The sequence below is a fragment of the Candidatus Symbiopectobacterium sp. genome (assembly GCF_020054415.1).
Taxonomy (GTDB): Bacteria; Pseudomonadota; Gammaproteobacteria; order Enterobacterales; family Enterobacteriaceae; genus Symbiopectobacterium.
In genome coordinates this window covers 1-1,379 of sequence record NZ_JAHWCO010000207.1, presented here as the reverse complement: position 1 = coordinate 1,379, position 1,379 = coordinate 1, and the positions used below count along the sequence as shown (strand labels likewise).

Genomic DNA, 1,379 nt, shown 5'->3' with positions numbered 1-1,379 from the left:
TAACGCTGATGGCCACTTTTGCCATAACCGTGTTTTTTCACAGGAGATGTCTGTTCACAAAACGGGCATCTTACATCAACTTTAGCCACTGTATTCCACATCCAAAACCGGACATTTCACACTGCAATCAACATATTGAATTCACGACCCTTTTACCTGTCTGATTCACCCTACTTTGGCTATTTCAGTAGAGATTAAATCACTTAGCTTTTCCTTGGTTAGCAACGGCAGCGGCTTTCGCTGCGATTTCGTCAGCGTCACCCAGATAGTAGTGTTTGATCGGCTTGAAGTTTTCATCGAACTCATACACCAACGGCACACCCGTCGGGATATTCAGTTCAAGGATTTCGTCTTCACCCATGTTATCTAGGTATTTCACCAGCGCACGCAGGGAGTTACCGTGTGCAGCGATGATAACGCGCTCACCGCTCTTGATGCGTGGCAGGATCGTTTCGTTCCAGAACGGCACAACGCGTTCGATGGTCAGCGCTAGGCTTTCAGTCTGCGGCAACTCATAGTCAGTCAGAGATGCGTAACGCGGATCGTGGCCGGGGAAACGCTCATCTTCACGGGTCAGCGCAGGCGGAGTGATAGTAAAACCACGACGCCACTGTTTAACCTGGTCATCACCGTATTTTTCAGCGGTTTCCGCTTTGTTTAGACCCTGCAACGCGCCGTAGTGGCGTTCGTTCAGTTTCCAGCTCTTTTCCACCGGCAACCAAGCCTGATCCAGCTCGTCCAGGATGTTCCACAGCGTGTGAATGGCGCGTTTCAGCACAGAGGTATACGCGAAATCGAAGGAGAAACCTTCATTTTTCAGCAAAGTACCAGCGGCTTTGGCTTCTGAGCGGCCCTTTTCGGACAGATCAACATCGTACCAGCCTGTGAAGCGGTTTACATTGTTCCACTGGCTTTCACCGTGTCTCACCAGTACCAGCTTAGTTACAGCCATAGCTAAACTCCTTCATTCCTAAGATTTCAGTGATAACTGATCTCATTATATTGCTGCGCTGCAATTAACGGCAATCAATGGTCACCGATAAACCTGATTTATCTACATTAACTTTGCTCATTATCACGTTATCGCTTGCTCGTTTCAGCTCACAGCAATAGCCTGTCGGCCCAAGATGAGTATGGGCCGGGTCGTGTATTCAATGAGTTGATGTAGCATCAAACGTAGTACTCGCGTTCGATGTAAGTACGGCTTTGTTGAATAAATCAGAACTTGTAACGACTGCGCCCATACGGGTCGATTGTTACGTGATGCGAATACTGTTCGGCATTCCTAATAGCGTGATCCGGTTAAGCGCTTTGACCATGGCCATGGCTTCACCCACCTGAGCATCGTAGTCTCTCAGACTTAGATGACCACCCAGAAG

General features: G+C 48.5%; 2 protein-coding genes and 1 pseudogene. All 3 read right to left on the bottom strand.

The window, feature by feature from the left end; genetic code table 11:
- A partial coding sequence (locus QZ506_RS06115) for an IS1 family transposase (RefSeq protein ID WP_367272975.1) occupies positions 1 to 89 on the bottom strand: 89 nt, incomplete at its 3' end.
- Between the two features lie 110 nt (positions 90 to 199).
- Positions 200 to 952, bottom strand: coding sequence for a 2,3-diphosphoglycerate-dependent phosphoglycerate mutase (gene gpmA / locus QZ506_RS06110; RefSeq protein ID WP_291969800.1), 753 nt, complete (start codon positions 950 to 952; stop codon positions 200 to 202).
- A 304-nt stretch (positions 953 to 1,256) separates the two neighbouring features.
- A pseudogene (locus tag QZ506_RS06105) lies at positions 1,257 to 1,379 on the bottom strand (IS5/IS1182 family transposase); the annotation flags it as partial.